Annotated in this window: 15 protein-coding genes; 3 read left to right on the forward strand and 12 right to left on the reverse strand. The window is 70.6% G+C overall.

The genetic code is table 11. The annotated features are described in order from the left end of the window. Window positions 1–15: 15 nt before the first annotated feature. The 9 genes from JJQ90_RS16920 to JJQ90_RS16960 form a co-directional block, all read right to left on the reverse strand. Window positions 16–513, reverse strand: a complete 498-nt coding sequence (locus JJQ90_RS16920) for an AAA family ATPase (protein ID WP_329959461.1) — start codon at window positions 511–513, stop codon at window positions 16–18. After that, window positions 510–1,052 (reverse strand): MOSC domain-containing protein, encoded by a 543-nt coding sequence (locus JJQ90_RS16925; protein ID WP_216877422.1) that lies wholly within the window; start codon window positions 1,050–1,052, stop codon window positions 510–512. Before JJQ90_RS16925 ends, JJQ90_RS16920 begins: the two co-directional genes overlap by 4 nt. 25 nt (window positions 1,053–1,077) lie before the next feature. Beyond that, window positions 1,078–1,545 (reverse strand): DUF2214 domain-containing protein, encoded by a 468-nt coding sequence (locus JJQ90_RS16930; RefSeq protein WP_230410761.1) that lies wholly within the window; start codon window positions 1,543–1,545, stop codon window positions 1,078–1,080. Window positions 1,546–1,551: 6 nt separating this feature from the next. After that, window positions 1,552–1,938 (reverse strand): DUF6152 family protein, encoded by a 387-nt coding sequence (locus tag JJQ90_RS16935; RefSeq protein ID WP_216877423.1) that lies wholly within the window; start codon window positions 1,936–1,938, stop codon window positions 1,552–1,554. Between the two features lie 90 nt (window positions 1,939–2,028). Next, a complete protein-coding gene (locus JJQ90_RS16940) occupies window positions 2,029–2,271 on the reverse strand; it encodes an acyl carrier protein (protein WP_216877424.1) in 243 nt (80 codons plus the stop codon). Then, a complete protein-coding gene (locus tag JJQ90_RS16945) occupies window positions 2,271–3,941 on the reverse strand; it encodes an AMP-binding protein (RefSeq protein ID WP_216877425.1) in 1,671 nt (556 codons plus the stop codon). The genes JJQ90_RS16940 and JJQ90_RS16945 overlap by 1 nt, the downstream gene beginning before the upstream one ends. Then, window positions 3,938–4,978 carry a hypothetical protein gene (locus JJQ90_RS16950; RefSeq protein WP_216877426.1) on the reverse strand — a complete coding sequence of 347 codons (1,041 nt, stop codon included), beginning with the start codon at window positions 4,976–4,978 and terminating at the stop codon, window positions 3,938–3,940. Before JJQ90_RS16950 ends, JJQ90_RS16945 begins: the two co-directional genes overlap by 4 nt. Further along, a complete protein-coding gene (locus JJQ90_RS16955; RefSeq protein WP_216877427.1) occupies window positions 4,979–6,085 on the reverse strand; it encodes a hypothetical protein in 1,107 nt (368 codons plus the stop codon). Between the two features lie 45 nt (window positions 6,086–6,130). Beyond that, window positions 6,131–7,942, reverse strand: a complete 1,812-nt coding sequence (locus tag JJQ90_RS16960) for a methyltransferase (protein WP_216877428.1) — start codon at window positions 7,940–7,942, stop codon at window positions 6,131–6,133. A 261-nt stretch (window positions 7,943–8,203) separates the two neighbouring features. Between JJQ90_RS16960 and JJQ90_RS16965 the strand changes: the two genes are divergently transcribed. From JJQ90_RS16965 to JJQ90_RS16975, 3 genes are all read left to right on the forward strand, one after another. Continuing rightward, window positions 8,204–8,824: a calcium-binding protein gene (locus tag JJQ90_RS16965; RefSeq protein WP_216877429.1), complete on the forward strand. Its 621-nt coding sequence runs from the start codon at window positions 8,204–8,206 to the stop codon at window positions 8,822–8,824. Window positions 8,825–9,004: 180 nt separating this feature from the next. Beyond that, entirely contained in the window at window positions 9,005–10,063 is a 1,059-nt protein-coding gene (locus JJQ90_RS16970) for a ligase-associated DNA damage response exonuclease (RefSeq protein WP_230410762.1), read from the forward strand. Continuing rightward, window positions 10,060–11,673 carry a cisplatin damage response ATP-dependent DNA ligase gene (locus JJQ90_RS16975; RefSeq protein WP_216877430.1) on the forward strand — a complete coding sequence of 538 codons (1,614 nt, stop codon included), beginning with the start codon at window positions 10,060–10,062 and terminating at the stop codon, window positions 11,671–11,673. The genes JJQ90_RS16970 and JJQ90_RS16975 overlap by 4 nt, the downstream gene beginning before the upstream one ends. Before the next feature lie 23 nt (window positions 11,674–11,696). On the opposite strand, the gene JJQ90_RS16980 is transcribed toward JJQ90_RS16975, so the two are convergent. The 3 genes from JJQ90_RS16980 to JJQ90_RS16990 form a co-directional block, all read right to left on the reverse strand. Next, window positions 11,697–12,668, reverse strand: coding sequence for an ATP-grasp domain-containing protein (locus JJQ90_RS16980; protein WP_216877431.1), 972 nt, complete (start codon window positions 12,666–12,668; stop codon window positions 11,697–11,699). Window positions 12,669–12,792: 124 nt separating this feature from the next. Then, window positions 12,793–13,668, reverse strand: coding sequence for a metallophosphoesterase family protein (locus JJQ90_RS16985; protein WP_216877432.1), 876 nt, complete (start codon window positions 13,666–13,668; stop codon window positions 12,793–12,795). A gap of 14 nt (window positions 13,669–13,682) precedes the next feature. Continuing rightward, a complete protein-coding gene (locus tag JJQ90_RS16990) occupies window positions 13,683–15,236 on the reverse strand; it encodes an ABC transporter substrate-binding protein (protein WP_216877433.1) in 1,554 nt (517 codons plus the stop codon). Window positions 15,237–15,317: the final 81 nt, after the last annotated feature.

Genomic DNA, 15,317 nt, shown 5'->3' on the forward strand with positions numbered 1-15,317 from the left:
AAAGGGGAAGGGGCGTCAGCCCAGCGCCGCGCGCAGTTCCGCCAGCGAGGCGTCGAGGCTGCGCCCGGCCGTGTCGATCCGCAGCGTCGGCCGGTCCCAGACCTCGTATTCGCGTCGTTGCACCGCGGGCCAATCCGGCGGAACCAGGCCGGCGATGTCGACCTGACGGGTTTCGACGCGGCGGCGATGCTCGTCGGGGTCGGAGCAGACCACCTCCACTTCGACGAAGCCCGCGCCTGTTGCCCGCGCCACATCGCGCCAGGCATCCCGGGTGATCCGCAGCGGGTTCACCGAATCAGCCACCACCGACAGGCCGAGCGACAGGTTCGCGCGCGCCACCACATAGCCCGCCATGTAGCCAGCCGGCCCGACCTCGGTGATGCCGCCATCGCGCATGGCCTGTTCGAGATGGTCGATGCGTATCCAGGCGGCGCCAAGCGCCTGCGCCAGTGCGCGGGAGAGGGTGGATTTGCCCGTGCCCGGAAGCCCGGCGAAGGCGATCAGCCGGCTCACACCCGCTCCAGCGCCAGATGCGGTTCCGCCGGCAGCACCACCCGCACCGCATCCCCCGCCGCCAGCTCGCCGCCCTCCAGCACCACCGCCATGATCCCGGCCCGCAGCAGCAGCGCCCCATCCGGCGCGCGTTCCAGCGTCGCCTTCATCAGGCCCTTTTGAAAACTGTCAAGCTGGTGGCAGGGGTTGCGCAGGCCGGTCACCTCGACCACGGCCGTTTCGCCCAGATGCAGCCGGGTGCCGCGCGGCAGGGCGAAGAGGTCGATGCCCTCGGTCGTCACATTCTCGCCCAGCGCGCCGGGGGCGACGCCAAAGCCCTGCGCTGCCAGGGAGTCCAGCCGCTCGGCCGGGATCAGATGGACCTGCCGCAGATTCGGCTGGTTGGGGTTCGCCTTCACGCGGGACCGGTGTTTCACCGTCACCCCGCAATGCGCGTCACCCTCCACGCCGAGGCCCGCCAGCAGCGTGATCCGCGGCACAACCGGCTTTGAAAAGTCATGGCCGGACGAAGCCGCCACCGCCACCACACGTCCGTCCATTCCGAATCTCCGCCTGAGGCGGCGATTATTGCAGGAATCCGATCCAGCGTCCCGCCAGCAGCGCGCCGAGCCACGCCGCCAGCGACACCGCCGCCGCCAGCCGCAGCCGTGCCCCCACCGGGCCGTCTGCCAAAGCCTCGCGCCAGGGCCGCCCGGCATGCAGCAGCGCCAGGTTGCCCAGCGCCAGCACCAGCAGCGCCAGCTTCGCCAGGAAGGCCGGATTTTCCAGATAGGTCCCCGGCCGCGTGCTGAACAAGGCGAGGCCGGTCACCGCCGCCAGCCCCAGCCCGGTCGCCGCCACGCGCACCAGCGGCGGCGCCAACTGCCCCAGCGCCGAGGCCCGGAACAGCCCCAGCAGCCGCAGGTCCAGCGTCGCGATGGCGCCCACCAGCAGCCCGATGCCGAGCACATGCGCGGCATTGACCAGGAGATAGAGCGTCACCGAGCCGCGCAGCGCCGCCGCGGGGGCGGAGGCCGCGATCAGGTCCAGCAAGCGGTGTCAGCCGCCCTGGATACGCTCGGGGTAGAAGTCGAAGCGGCGGTTGCCGACGGTCAGCCGCACCGCCTTCAGCCGGCGTTCCGAACTGTCGCGGGACCGGTTGCCCAGCGCCACCACCTCCTGCCCCGGACGGAGGGAGGCTTCGGTGAAGCCGGCGCGGGCGGTCTGGCGCGGATTGCCCAGCTCCACCGTCCACATCTCGCCCTCCGCCTCGACACGCAAACTGGGGTGCGGTGGGCCGACATAGACCTCCCGCACCGTGCCGGTCAGCGTGCCCTGGTCGCCCTCGGCCCAGGACCAGCCGTGATGGGCGCGGGCGCCGGTGGCGACGGCGAGGCCGCCGATCAGGCCGAGCGCGCCGCGCCGGCCCAGTGATGTGAAGCGCATGTCATCTTTCTCCGTGCCTGCCGGGCAAGTTGGGTGCCGTGCCGCCCCTGTCGAGCGCGCGGCGATGACATCCTGTTCAGCCCCCCCGGGTCAGTTCGGCTGGCGGGCGGCGACGAAGGCGACGAGGTCTCCAAAGGTGGCGCATTCGGCCAGTTGCTGGGCGTCCACCTCCGCCCCGCTGCGGCCCTCGATCTCCACGCTGATGAGGGTGTGGTTCAGGCTGTCCCAGCCTGGCACATCGGCGGCCGCCATCTCCGCCGTCAGGGCGATGTCGCGGTCGCCGATCACCTCCCGCGCAATGGCCTCAAGATCGGCGAGGGTGAAGGCGGGCATCAGCTGTGCTCCCGGAACTGGGTGAGGTAGCGGCGGCGGTTTTCGTCACGGCTGATCTTGCCGCTGGTGCTTTTCACCAGCCAGCGTTCCGCGACGATGCGGACGTCGCGCGGCTTGACCAGGAAGGTCTCGGTGACGAGGCGGCTGATGGCGGCGCGGCATTCGGCCTCCGTCACGCCGGCACCGGCGTCGTATTCGGCGACGATCACCAGCTCCTCGCTGCCGGTCATCTCGCTGCACACGCCGAAGGCGACGGCGCGGCCGGCGCGGACACCCGGGATGCCAGCCAGCAGCGCCTCCACGTCACCGCCAAAAATGTTCTTGCCGTTGACGATGATGATTTCCTTGAGCCGGCCGAAGACGAAGACCTGCCCTTCCAGCACCGCGCCGAGATCGCCGGTGCGGAAGAAGCCATCCGCGCCGATGCCGGAGGATGCGGCGTCGCGGCCGCGATAGCCGGCGAAGAGGTCGGCGCCGCGCAGCCCGATCTCGCCGTAATGGCCTTCGGGAAGGCGTTGCGCGCCATCGAACACCGCCAACTCCATCCCCGGCAGCGGCTGGCCGCTGGAGAGCACCAGGCGATGACCTTCCGGCACTTCGTCCATGACCAGCCGCGCGGAGGTCGCGGCCATCGCCGTGCCCGGCGGAATGGCCGGCGGCACGGCGAGGCCCAGGCGCGTGGCGGGCCGGCCCTGGCTGACGGCGAAGACGGTCTCCGCCATGGCGTAGCAGCCGACCACGCTGTCGGGCCGCACGCCGAAATCGGCGAAGGCCGCCTCGAAGTCCCGCGCATCCTGAAGCCGGCAGGGCTCGGAGCAATCGACCCAGAGCCGCATCGTGTTCAACTGGGCCGGCTTCAACGCCCGCCGCAGCCGGACAAAATGCCGAAAGGCGAAATTCGGCATCCAGGCGATGGTGCAGCCATCCGCCGCGATCATCTCGAAGAAGCGGCCCGGCGCGCCGATCCACTCGAAAGGGTCCATCAGCGACAGCGTATCACCGCCCAGCATCGGCAGCAGGAAGCCGGCGATCAGCCCCATGTCGTGATACAGCGGCAGCCAGGAGGCGATGGCCAGCCGTTCCGCCCCCACCTCCGCCCGCAGCCCGGGCCAATAGGCCCGGAACTGCGCGGCCAGCATCAGGCCGCTGATCTCCACCGCCTTCTTGATGCCGGTGGTGCCGGAGCTGTGCTGCACGAACAGCGGCGCGTCGCTGGCCAGCCTGTCGCGCAGCGCGCCCAAAGCCGCCACCGAGTCCCCCGTCGCCTCCGCCGGCGCCAGCCGCACGCGCGGCGTCAACGCCGGGTCGATGCGGCCCACCATCGCCGCCATCGCCGGGTCCAGCACGCAGATCGCCGCCGGGTCGATGGCGCGCAGCGCGGCGCGCTGCTGGTCGAAGAAATGCCGCTGGTCCTGGATCGGCGAGGCCGGCGGGAAGAAGGCGCCGAGCCTTCCGGCGGCGGCGATGCCGAGGAACAGGGCCATCGCCTCCACCCCCGTCGTCGCCACCACCAGCACCAGCCCGCCGGGGGGCGCCTGCCGCGCCACCCATTCGGCGCGCGCCGTCACGCGCTGCCAGAAGTCCCGCCCGGTCACATCCCGGCGCTGGCCGCCGCGCCAATGGCGCAGCACCGTCACATCGAGCAGCGAGGCGGGCAGCAGTTCCGTCACGATGCTTCGCCCGGCCGTGCGGCCAGGCCCCAGCGCATCAGGCAGCGCAGCAGGGACACGGCATAGCCATGCTCATAGGTCAGCCCCTCCGCGCTGTCGGCCTGGTCGTCATCCGCCCAGATGTAGCGCGGACGCGGATAGGGGGCGGAAATCAGCGCGGTCTCCCGATCGAGCCAGCTCACCGCGTCGCGGCCACCGCGCCGGCTCTGACTGGTCAGGATCAGGCGCGGGCGGTTCTGGCCGGTGGCGGCGGCCAGCGCGGCGCGCAGCGGGTCCAGGAAGGGGATCGGCGCGGCGGGATCGTCGATGCGGCAATCGCCCATCAGGAAGACCAGCCCCTCCGCCCGGCAGGACTGGCGGAAGGCCTCGGCTTTGGCGGCGATGGCGGCGCGCAGCCCGGCATAGTCCTGCGCCATCCAGGGCTCGCCACGATTGTGGTTCCACACCGCGCCGCCATCGCGCCGCATGGCGATGCGCTGGCCCTGCGGGGTCACCGCCTCCCGCATCTCCGCCGGATCGGCGTAATGGGCGAAATCCGTGGCGATGGTCGCGGCCACCGTCTCTGCCTTGTGGACGGCGAGGCAGAAGGGGTTGTGCAGCGTGGCGAATTGCCCGGCCTCCCGGAACCCCCAGCGGTTCACCAGGGTCCAGGGCAGGCAATGCAGGCCAAGGGAGACAAGGGTCAGCGGCCCCCGCCGCAGCCCATGCAACCGCCCGCGAAACACCTGCCGCCGCGCCACTGCCTGCCAGACCGGCCGCAGCGCATCATCCGCCATGGCGCGTGGGCGAAGTTGGCTCAGCACCTGCTCGATCGCCGATGGCGGCAGGCAGGCACGCTCCCCGAAGCGCAGCAGGAACAGCAGATAGGCCTGGCTGGGCTCGGCGATCTCCGCCAGCCGCGCGCCCGCCTCGGCGATCAGCGCGTGGAATTCGCCATAGGCTTCGATATGGAACAGATGCCGCAGACGCGGGCCGATGGCGGATTCCCGCGTGAAATCCAGTGGCGCGGGCAGCGGTCGGGGCGCGAGCAGCGACACTCAGCCCGCCTCCGGCATGGCCGTGTCTCGCACCAGGCCCCAGCCGGCCAGTGCTTCCAGCAGCGCCTCTACATAGGCGCCCTCGAAGGCGAGGCCGGCCTCGCTGTCGGCATAGTCGTCGTCATGCCAGACGTAGTCGGCGGCGGGGTAGGGGCAGTAGTGGAAGCTGGTGCTGGCATCGACCACATGGCGCCCGGGTGGATGCCGGCGGGCGGTCTGGTTGGTGATGACGATGCGGTTGCCTTGGCGGCCGGTGTACCGCGCCAGGGCGGCGTCCAGCCGTGGCAGGAAATCCAGTGGCTCCTCCGGATAGGCCACCTGGCAGCCGGCCAGCAGGAACACCGCATCCGGGCGGCGGCAGGCGGTGGCGAAGGCCGCCGCCTTCACGGCCAGGCCGGCGCGCAGCGGCGCCAGGTCCTGGCCCAGCCAATAGGCGCCGCGATTGTGGTTCCAGTGCGCCGAGCGGTCGGTGCGCATCGCCAGTTCATGCCCGCGCTGGGTCTTCACCAGCCGCACCGCCTGGGGTGCGCAGAAGGCCTCGAACCCGCCTTCCAGCGCGGTGATGACGCCGGGGATGGTATGGCCGGCCAGGGAGAAGGGGCCGAACAGCGGCGTGAAATCCGCCATCGCGCGCAGCCCCCAGCGCGCCGGCAGGGTCCAGGGCAGGCAGTTCAGGCCGAGGGAGAGGATGGCGCCGCCGCCGGTCACGCGACGGGGCAGGGCCTCCCGCCAGGCCTGCCGCTGCCGCACGGCCTTCCAGGCGAAGAGCAAAGCGGGGTCGGCCTGCGCGGCGGTTTCCGTGGCGGCGAGGCCGGCCGCGATCTCCGCCGCCGGCAGGCAGCAGCGTTCGGCGAAATGCAGGATGGTGGTCAGGCACTGGGTGCCGGCCCGCGCGGCAAGGGTGGTGTCCAGCCGGTTCAGCGCGGCGCGCGTCTCGGCCTGGAGGAGCGGATAGTCCTGCACCTCGAACAGGTAGCGCAGCAGCAGGAAGGTCGCCTGCGGATCGGTCGCCGCCGCGCCGCGCAGCACGGCCACCGCCCCCGGCAGGTCGCCCGATTCCCGAAGTCGCATGGCCTGGCGGCTGAGGTTGGCGTCCGTATTCGTCATGTCTGGCGGTTCAATGCGACCCCGATTCCTGACGCCTGCAGGGCTTCACTCCGATGCGCAGGAAGGCCCGGTGCGGGCGGAAGCTGGCCCGGCGGGGGCCTTGTGGAGCGTAATCCCCATCTCGGCAAGGTCACGCAGCAACTGCCGGCCGAGCCTGACATAGTCACGCCGGTTCTCCGCCCAGCCCGTCGGCCGGCCATCCGCCGCCAGCCCGGGCACGCCCTGGCGCTGCAGTTGCCGCCATACCGCCTGGCCGAGGATGCGGGCGAATTCGCCGCCCTCATCTCCCCCCAGCCCGGCCAGCGGCTCCATCGGTGGCTCCGCCTCCTCCGCACCGCTTTCGAAGCGCGGGCCGGCGAGGCCGATGCTGATATGGCCGCGCAGCGCCTCGGCCGCTTCCGGCCGGACGAGCTGCGCCACGATGAACAGGTCCCGCCCGCCGGACGCCGTGGGCGTGGCCTGCCAGTGGCCGGCACAGGTGATGTCGAAGCCGAAACGCTCCAGCAGCGGCCGCAGCAGGCCAAAGCTGTGATATTCCAGCCGCGTGCCGACCTGGCCGGGGCCGGCCACCGCCTCGGGCAGGTCGTGCAGCAGGCGGGCGAAGCCCTCCGCCGTGGTCGGATCGGCCAGGCTGAACGCCAGCCAGCCGCCTGGCTTCAACAGCAGCGCCGCGTTCAGCCAATAACCGACGAGATATTGCAGATCGACATGCATCAGCGCGTCGATGCTGACCACCGCATCGACCGTCCGCGCCAGATGCTCCCGCTCGAAGGCCGCGAGCATGCCATCGGGATGCAGGGGATCGATCGGCAGGAAGCCGAGCCGCCCTTCCTCCACATGCAGCGACAGCTTTGCCGCCGCCGCCTGCATCACCCGGTCGCTGACATCGAAGACGGTCAGCCGCAGCCGTGGCTGGCTGCGCAGCAGCGCCGCCGTGTAGCGCGCATCGCCCGGCCCGATCTCGATGGCATGACGCCAGGTCTCGACCTCCGCCGGCACCAGGAGTTGCGCCAGCAATGCTTCCGCCGGCGGGCGACCGGCATGGCCGGCCAGGGCGCGCGGCACCTCCCGGTCCCACCATTCGGCGTAGGAGGCAGGCGGGCCGGCGGGTGCCGCCGCCGGGCGCAGCGCCGCGCGGAAGGCCGCGGCGCGGTCCGGAAAGACGAGGCGGGCCGACAGGTAAAGGTCGCGCGGTGGCCGGCCCTCATGGTTCGACCAGGATTCCAGCAGATCCACCACGAAGCCCAGCCGGTCGAGCACGGCGCGCACCATGTCGGTGGCGACATAGCCGAAGCGGTCGCAGGGGCGGCCCTGGAAGCGATGGAATCGCCGGATGTCGCGCAGGATCTTCTGGAAGCCGCTGGGGGTATTGGGGTCGGCCAGCGTCATCAGCAGCCGGCCGCCTGGTTTCAGCATCAGCGCCGCGTTCAGCCAGCAGGCGGTCAGCAGGCTGAGATCGGCCTGCAGCAGGCCGTCGATGGCGAGCACCGCGTCCACCTCGCCGGCCTGCCCGGCCGCGGCCAGCGTTTCCGCCATCAGCCCCGGTGCCGCCGTGTCCAGCGCTCGCACCGTGACCCGCCCGGCGGCGGCCAGGGGGGCGAGGCGCGTGGCGGTGGTGGCGCGGGTCGCCTCCCAGGCCTCGAAACACCAGCCGCGTGCCTTGGGGTTGAGGGCCAGAAGGCGTTCGGTGAAGCGGCCGCCGCCGCCGATCTCCACCACCCTGTGCCAGGTTGCGGGCTGGGCAGGGGCGAAGAGCTTGTCGAAGACGCGCTGCGCACCGGCATCACCTCTCCATTCGGGGGCGCCCGTCCGGTTCGGCGCCGGATCGGCGATCCGCCCAAGGCTCTGCTGCGTCATCGCGCCTCGCTGTTGCCGGCCGGAAGAAGGACCGGTGCCGCGGCTGCATGGACAAGGTGTTAAGCATAGAGGGCCGGGCTGTCGCGAGGGAAGTGTTGCGGTGCAGCGCATCGGCGGGCGCTAACGGGTCAGCGAAACCGTCGTGGTGGCAACAACTTTGCCATAGGCGCCGCCTATCTCGCCCAGAGGTTGATACCGCTTCCGCCCGCCCGTCTGGACGCTTAGGGTGCCGCTATCGGAACCAACACAGGGAAGACGCAGATGCCCAACAAGATCGAAGACGCGGAACTGAACAAGGTTGTCGGTGGGGCCTTCCAGCAGGGCACGGCCGGCAACGACACCCTGCTGGGAACCCCCCAGGCCGATGTGATCTTTGCCGGCGGCGGCAACGACCAGATCAACTCCGGCGCCGGCAACGACCAGGTCTATGGCGAGGCCGGCAGCGACTTCATCCACACCGGCGGGGGCAATGACCTGGCCTTCGGTGGCACCGGCAACGACACCATCAATGGCGGGGCGGGCCAGGACCAGTTGTATGGCGAGGACGGCAACGACTACCTGGATGGCGGCGCGGGCGATGGCGCGGCCGACCTGGCCTTCGGCGGCGCGGGCAATGACACCTTCATCTGGGCGCCGGGCGATGGCAACGACCAGTTCGTCGGTGGCGCGGGCAATGACACGCTGAATGTCGTCGGCATGAGCCTGCATCAGCTCCAGTCGGCCCTGACGCTGGAAGGCAACACCAACCTGCAGATGCATGTGAACAACAACATCGTCACCTTCACCGATGCGCAGGGCAACCCGGCGACCTTCGGCGGCGTGATCAACTTCGGTGGCGAGACGATGCGCTTCTCCGAGATCGAGCAGATCCGCATCGGCTGATCCGGAACGGCCAGGCCGCCTCGGCGGCCTGGCTTGAGAATGGCCGGCATCGCCACCCCCTGATGCCGGCTGGCAGGAAGGGCCTCCGCCCCCCCGCGATCCTGGCCCTTCCTGCCCCCCCAACCCGCGGCATGTATCGAACCTCTTGATCTCGCAGGGCTCCGCGCGATCTAGCAGGACATGCCCCACCCCCAGACCTGGATGCGCGTGACGCCGCAGGGCCTGTACTGCGTGCCCGGCGACTTCTTCATCGACCCGGCCCGCGCCGTGCCGCGCGCCATCGTCACCCATGGCCATGCCGACCACGCCCGCCCCGACCACGACCACGTGCTGGCCAGCGACGCGACGCTGGCGATCATGCGCACCCGGATGGGCGAGGGCCGCGCCGGCCGGACGCAGCAGGTGGCGCCGATGGGGGAGGTCATCCACCACAATGGCGTGGACATCCGCCTGGTGCCGGCCGGGCATGTGCTCGGCTCCTGCCAGGTGGTGCTGGACTGGCAGGGCAGCCGCATCGTCATCTCCGGCGACTACAAGCGCCGCCCCGATCCCACCTGCCTGCCCTTCGAGCCGGTCACCTGCGATGTCTTCGTCACCGAGGCGACCTTCGGCCTGCCGGTCTTCCGGCACCCGGACCCGGCCGACGAGATCGCCCGCCTGCTGCACAGCCTGCGGCTGTTCCCCGACCGCGCGCATCTGATCGGCGCCTATGCGCTGGGCAAGGCGCAGCGGTTGATTGCGCTGCTGCGCCAGGCGGGCTGGGACCGGCCGATTTTCCTTCACGGCGCGCTGCTGGCGCTGTGCGGATTGTACGAAGGGTTCGGTGTGAAGCTCGGCCCGCTGGAGCCGGTGCCGCTTCCACAGAAACGCGGCGCCGGCGGGCTGCTGGCCGGGGAGGTGGTGCTGGCGCCACCGGGGGCGGAGGCCACCGCCTGGGTGCGGCGCCTCGCCGATCCGGTGATCTGCGCCGCTTCCGGCTGGATGCGGGTGCGGCAGCGTGCCAAGGCCAGGGGCGTGGAACTGCCGCTGATCCTCTCCGACCACGCCGATTGGGACGAGCTTCTGGCCACGACGGCGGAGGTGCAGGCGCCGGAGATCTGGGTGACGCATGGCCGCGACGATGCGCTGGTGCATGCGCTGGCGCTGCGCGGCATCAAGGGCCGCGCGCTGTATCTGCTGGGACGGGGCGAGGAGGATGAGGAGCCGGCGGCCGAGCCCGTGGCCGAGGCCTCCGCATGAGCCTTCCCGCCTTCGCGACATTGCTGGAACGGCTGACCTTCACCCCCGGCCGCAATGCCAAGCTCGCCTTGCTGCGCGAATGGTTCGCCACCCAGCCCGACCCCGATCGCGGCATCGGCCTCGCCGCGCTGACGGGCGAACTGGTGTTCCGCGCCGCCAAGCCGGGCATGGTGCGGGAGCTGGTGGCGGCGCGCAGCGACCCGGTGCTGTTCGCACTCTCCTACGACTATGTCGGCGATCTCGCCGAGACGGTCGCCCTGATCTGGCCGGCCCGCGCCGGCATCAACGCGCCGCCGCCGGGCCTGGCCGAGGTGGTTGAAGCCATGGAGGCGACGCCCAAGGCGGAACTTCCGGCGCTGATCGCCGGCTGGCTGGATGCGCTGGATGCCAATGGCCGTCTGGCACTGATAAAACTGGTCACCGGCGGGCTGCGCGTCGGCGTTTCCGCCCGTCTCGCCAAGACGGCCCTGGCCGATTGGGCGGGGCAGGAGGTGGCGGAGGTGGAGGAGGTCTGGCACGGCCTGGCCCCGCCCTATCTCGACCTTTTCGCCTGGCTGGAAAAGCAGGGGCCGCGCCCCTCCGCCGAGGACCGGCCGGTGTTCCGGCCGCTGATGCTCGCCCATCCGCTGGAAGCGCCGGACTACGCCGGCATCAGCGGCGCGACGCATCGCGCCGAGTGGAAATGGGACGGCATCCGCGTGCAGCTTTGCGCCGCGCCGAGCGGCCGCGCGCTGTTCTCCCGCGGGGCGGAGGAGATTTCGGGCGGCTTTCCGGAAATCCTGGAGGCGATGGATTTCCACGCCGTGCTGGACGGCGAATTGCTGGTGATGCGGGCCAATGGGGAGGGGATCGAGGTGGCGCCCTTCGCTGACCTCCAGCAGCGGCTGAACCGCAAGCTGGTCAGCGCGAAGATGCAGGCGGCCTATCCCATCGGCGTGCGGCTGTACGACATCCTGTTCGACGGCGCGGAGGATCTGCGCGCATTGCCTTTCGATGCGCGCCGCGCCCGGCTGGAGGCCTGGTTCGCGCGCACCCGCCCCGCCCGGATGGACCTATCCGAAGTCATCCCCTTCACCGAATTGACCGAGCTGGAACTGCTGCGCGCCGGGGCGCGGGCGGCGGCGATCGAGGGGCTGATGCTGAAGCGCGCCGACAGCCCCTATCTCGCCGGGCGGCAGAAGGGCGCCTGGTGGAAGTGGAAGCGCGCGCCGCTCGGCATCGATGCGGTGCTGATGTACGCCCAGCGCGGGCACGGCAAGCGCAGCAGCTTCTATTCCGACTTCACCTTCGGTCTCTGGCGACCCGATGGGGAAGGGGGGCGGGAGCTGGTGCCGGTCGGCAAGGCCTATTCAGGCTATACGGACCAGGAACTGCTGTGGATCGACCGCTGGATCCGCAACAACACCACTGCCCGCTTCGGCCCGGTGCGGGAGGTGGCGAAGTCCCTGGTGCTGGAAGTGATCTTCGACGCCGCCCAGCGTTCCGGCCGCCACAAATCCGGCGTCGCCCTTCGCTTCCCCCGCATCGCCCGCCTGCGCACCGACAAGCCGGTGGAGGAGGCGGATGAGCTGGCGACGCTGGAGGCGCTGATCGTGGGGGAGGAGGCGTAGCGGCCCTCCTCCCGGCTGCCTGCCTACGCCGCCGCGGCCAGCGCCTCGCGCCGCAGCAGCGCCGTCAGATGCGCGGCGATGGCGCCCATGCCGGTCTGCGCGCCGCTGCGGCCGGCGCGGGCCTCGGCCTCGGGGTTGTAGTTGGTGTTGGTGTTGACGTCGTAGGCGAAGCTGTTGCCCTGCCGGTCGGTGATGAATTCGATGGCGCCCACGCCGATCTGGTTGGCCAGCAGGAAGGCCTCCATCCGGTGGATCAGCGGATGCTGGAAGCCTTCCTGGATGACGAACTTCTGGCTTGGCGCGACCGCCGGGCAGACCTCGCCCTCCGCGACATCGCAGGCATCCGCAGGGCAGAGCTGGAAGCCCTCCGAAGTATCGACGCGCACGGCATAGAGAAACCGCCCGCCGACGAATTCGGCGCGGGTGATGAAGGGCTCCGCCGCCTCGATGTAGCGCTGCACCAGCCAGATGCCGTCGCGCGGATGCGCCTCCGGGTCATCCGTCACCTCCAGCAGCGACAGCGCCTCATGCAGCGCCGCCTCGCTCTTCAGCAGGCGGACGCCGAGGCCCTTGCCGGCGCGGTTGTGCTTCAGGATGATCGGATAGCCGAGCTTGGCGGCGGCCTCCGGGATGTTCTCCCGCCCCACCACGGCCAGCGTCGCCGGCACCGGGATGCCGTGGATCGCCAGCGCCTGGTATTGCGCGACCTTGGAGAGTTCGAGCTGCAGCGCGCGGCGGCCATTCACCAGCGGGCGGTTGTGCCGTTCCAGCACCTCGATCACCGCGCCCGCATATTCCGGCGCATAGACATGGCCGCGGGTGTGGGAGGAGGCGCTCATCCGGTTGTAGAAAACGCCCTGCGGCGGCGGCCGCGTCAGGTCGATCACGCCCCGATCCAGGAACCACTCCTCATAGGACGTGCCGAGCGCGGCGAAGGCGCTGCGCAGCGGCGCCACCCAGGCGTCGTTCTCGTGGATGACATGGACCTTGGTCATGGTCGGGACCCTCTCGGCGGCAATTTCACGCCGAGAGAAGAGGATTTTTCTGCGACAAGGCAATAGCGGCGGAAGAGAAAGATTTTTATTCCTCTCTGCGCCGCTATCTCGGAAGAATCCCGCCTTACTCCGCTGCGTCGTCGAGCACGGTCTGCTCCGCCGGCGGCGGGCAGGGCGGCATGTCGCGCAGGAACTTGTAGCGGCCATGCTCCTTCAGCACGGCCAGGTCATGCGCCACGGCGCCCGGCATGGGCAGCTCCGTCACCACCGCCTCCGGACCCGAGAAATCGACCGCCAGCGCACCGATGGCGGGTGTGCCGCCATGGCTGGCGGAGCCCAGGAAGGCCAGAGCCGGCAGCCAGAGGTGGCGGATGCCGTCCACCACCCGGTCGCGGCTGGCATGCAGATGGCCGCTGATGACCATCTTCACCCCGCCCGCCTCCAGCAGCGGCAGCAGCGCCGCGCGGGGCGCCGGGTTGATGGAGCTGGCGGTGGGCTGGTCCTCCGCCGCCGTCTCGATGAACAGCGGCTTGTGCAGCACCAGCGCCACGGGGCGGCCCTCGGCGCCGTCGATATGCTGCGTCATCCAGGCCATCTGCTCCACCTCCTGCGGCAGGGAGGAGCCGAGAAGCTGCGCATTCAGGCCGATCAGCCGCCAGGCGCCGACATCCAGCGCGAAGCGGTCGGCGCCGAAGGCCTCGTCCCAGCGCGCCAGGCGCGGGCCGTCGACGATCTGCGCCGGGTCCTGGCCGGGCGGCTCGTCGCCCACGTCATGGTTGCCGGGGATGGCCAGCACCTGGCCGCGCAGGCGGGACAGGGCGCGGGCGGCGAAGTCCATCTCCTCGTCGCTGTCCGGGCCGTTGATGCAGAGGTCACCCGTGACGATCACCGCCTCCGCCATCGCATCATTGGCGGCATCGCAGGCGATCCGGAAATTGTCCCAGAAGAAGCCATGGGTGGGGGAGAGATGCAGGTCGGAGAGGAAGACGATCTTGCTCATCGTTGGGCGGCCCTTCAGGAGAAGCGAAGCTGCGAGGCGCGGAAGTCCATGTAGTACAGCGGCGGATGCTGCCACTGGATGGCGCGGCGCTTCGCGAAATATTCGCGCACGGGATAGAGGATCAGCGCGGGGGCTTCGGCCTCGAACTCATCCAGCAGCGCCAGCCAAAGGCGCTTGCGCTCGGCGGGGTCATTGGCCAGGCGCAGGGCGCGGACCAGCTCGTTGAAGCGCACCGGCTGCCAGAAGCCGTTCTTCTGAAGCGAGTAATCCTCCGCCAGATGCACGGCGAGGCCACCGCCCAGCGGGTCCGGGAAGCGGAAGGCGATGGAGGTGGGGCGGATATCGGCGCCGGGCTGGGTGATGAGGGAGAGGTTCTCCCGCGTTTCCAGCCGCGTATTGATGCCGACGGCCTGCCACATCTGCTGCACGATCTGCACCGCCTGCAGCATCTGCAGGTAGTAGCCGGGGGCGATGCGGATGACGATTTCCTCGCCCCTGTAGCCGGCCTCCCGCAGCAGGCGGCGCGACCGGTCCGGGTCGAAGGCGAAGCCGACGCGGTCCGCGTCGTACAACTCGCCGAAGGCCGGGATCTGCAGCGCGCGCATCGGCCGGAAGGCCGGCCCCCAGAGGCTGCGGCCCAGCAATTCCGTGTCCACCGCATGGTTCAGCGCGCGCCGCACGCGCGGATCGCGCAGCGCCGGGCGGCTGGTGTCGTAATAAAGGATATGCGCGAAATCGAGCGCCACATCGACGCCTTCCAGCGTCGGATGCTGGGCCAGCCCCTCCACCTGTTCCGGAAGCAGGTTGGTCACCAGGTCGTAGTCGCCCGCCTGCAGGCCGGCGAGGCGGGAGGAGGCCTCCGGCACCACGGTGAACACCACCTGCTTCGCCGGCGGCCGACCCTGCCAGTAGTCGTCATGGCTTTCCAGCACCGCGCGCTGGTCCCGCTGGAAGCTGGCGACGCGATAGGGGCCGCTGCCGACCGGTTTTGCCCGCAATCCGTCCCGGCCGCTCTCCGCATAGGCCTTGGCGGAATGGATCCAGCCGCCATAGGCGGCCAGACGCTGCGCCATCACCGGGTCCGGCGTCTTGGTGCGGAACACCACGCGCCGCGGCCCCTCGGCCTCGACGCCCGCGAGATGGCCGAAATTCACCCTTCCCTCGAAGGTCTGCACCGGGTCGCCCCACATCCGCTCGGCGGAGAAGGTGGAGAGCACGTCATCGGAGGTCATCTCCGTGCCATCCTGCATCCGCACGCCTTCGCGCAGCGTGGCCACCCAGCTCAGCGGGTCGCGCTGTTCCAGGCTGGTGGCGAGGAAGGGGGTCAGGTGCTGCCCGCCCTGCGCGGCCTCGGCCCGGAAATCCCGGCGCCAGAGGGTGTCGAAGACATTGGTGGTGATGCGCAGCCCGACATTGGAGATCGCCTCCAGCGGCTCCAGCGTCGGCGGCAGCGCCTGCACGGCGATGCGCAGCACCGGCCGTGTATCGGCCTGGGCGCCGGCCACGCGCGGCAGCAAGGCAGGGGTGGCGAGCGATACGCCGAGCAGGCTGCGGCGGCTGAGGGTCACGGCAGAAGGCCTCCTTCGTCGCGGCGCAACCTAGGCGCGGGCGACGACAGGGCGATGACAGGCCGATGTGGGCTGCGTGAC

It is taken from the genome of Falsiroseomonas oleicola (assembly GCF_019029495.1).
In the GTDB taxonomy this organism is placed as follows: Bacteria; Pseudomonadota; Alphaproteobacteria; order Acetobacterales; family Acetobacteraceae; genus Falsiroseomonas; species Falsiroseomonas oleicola.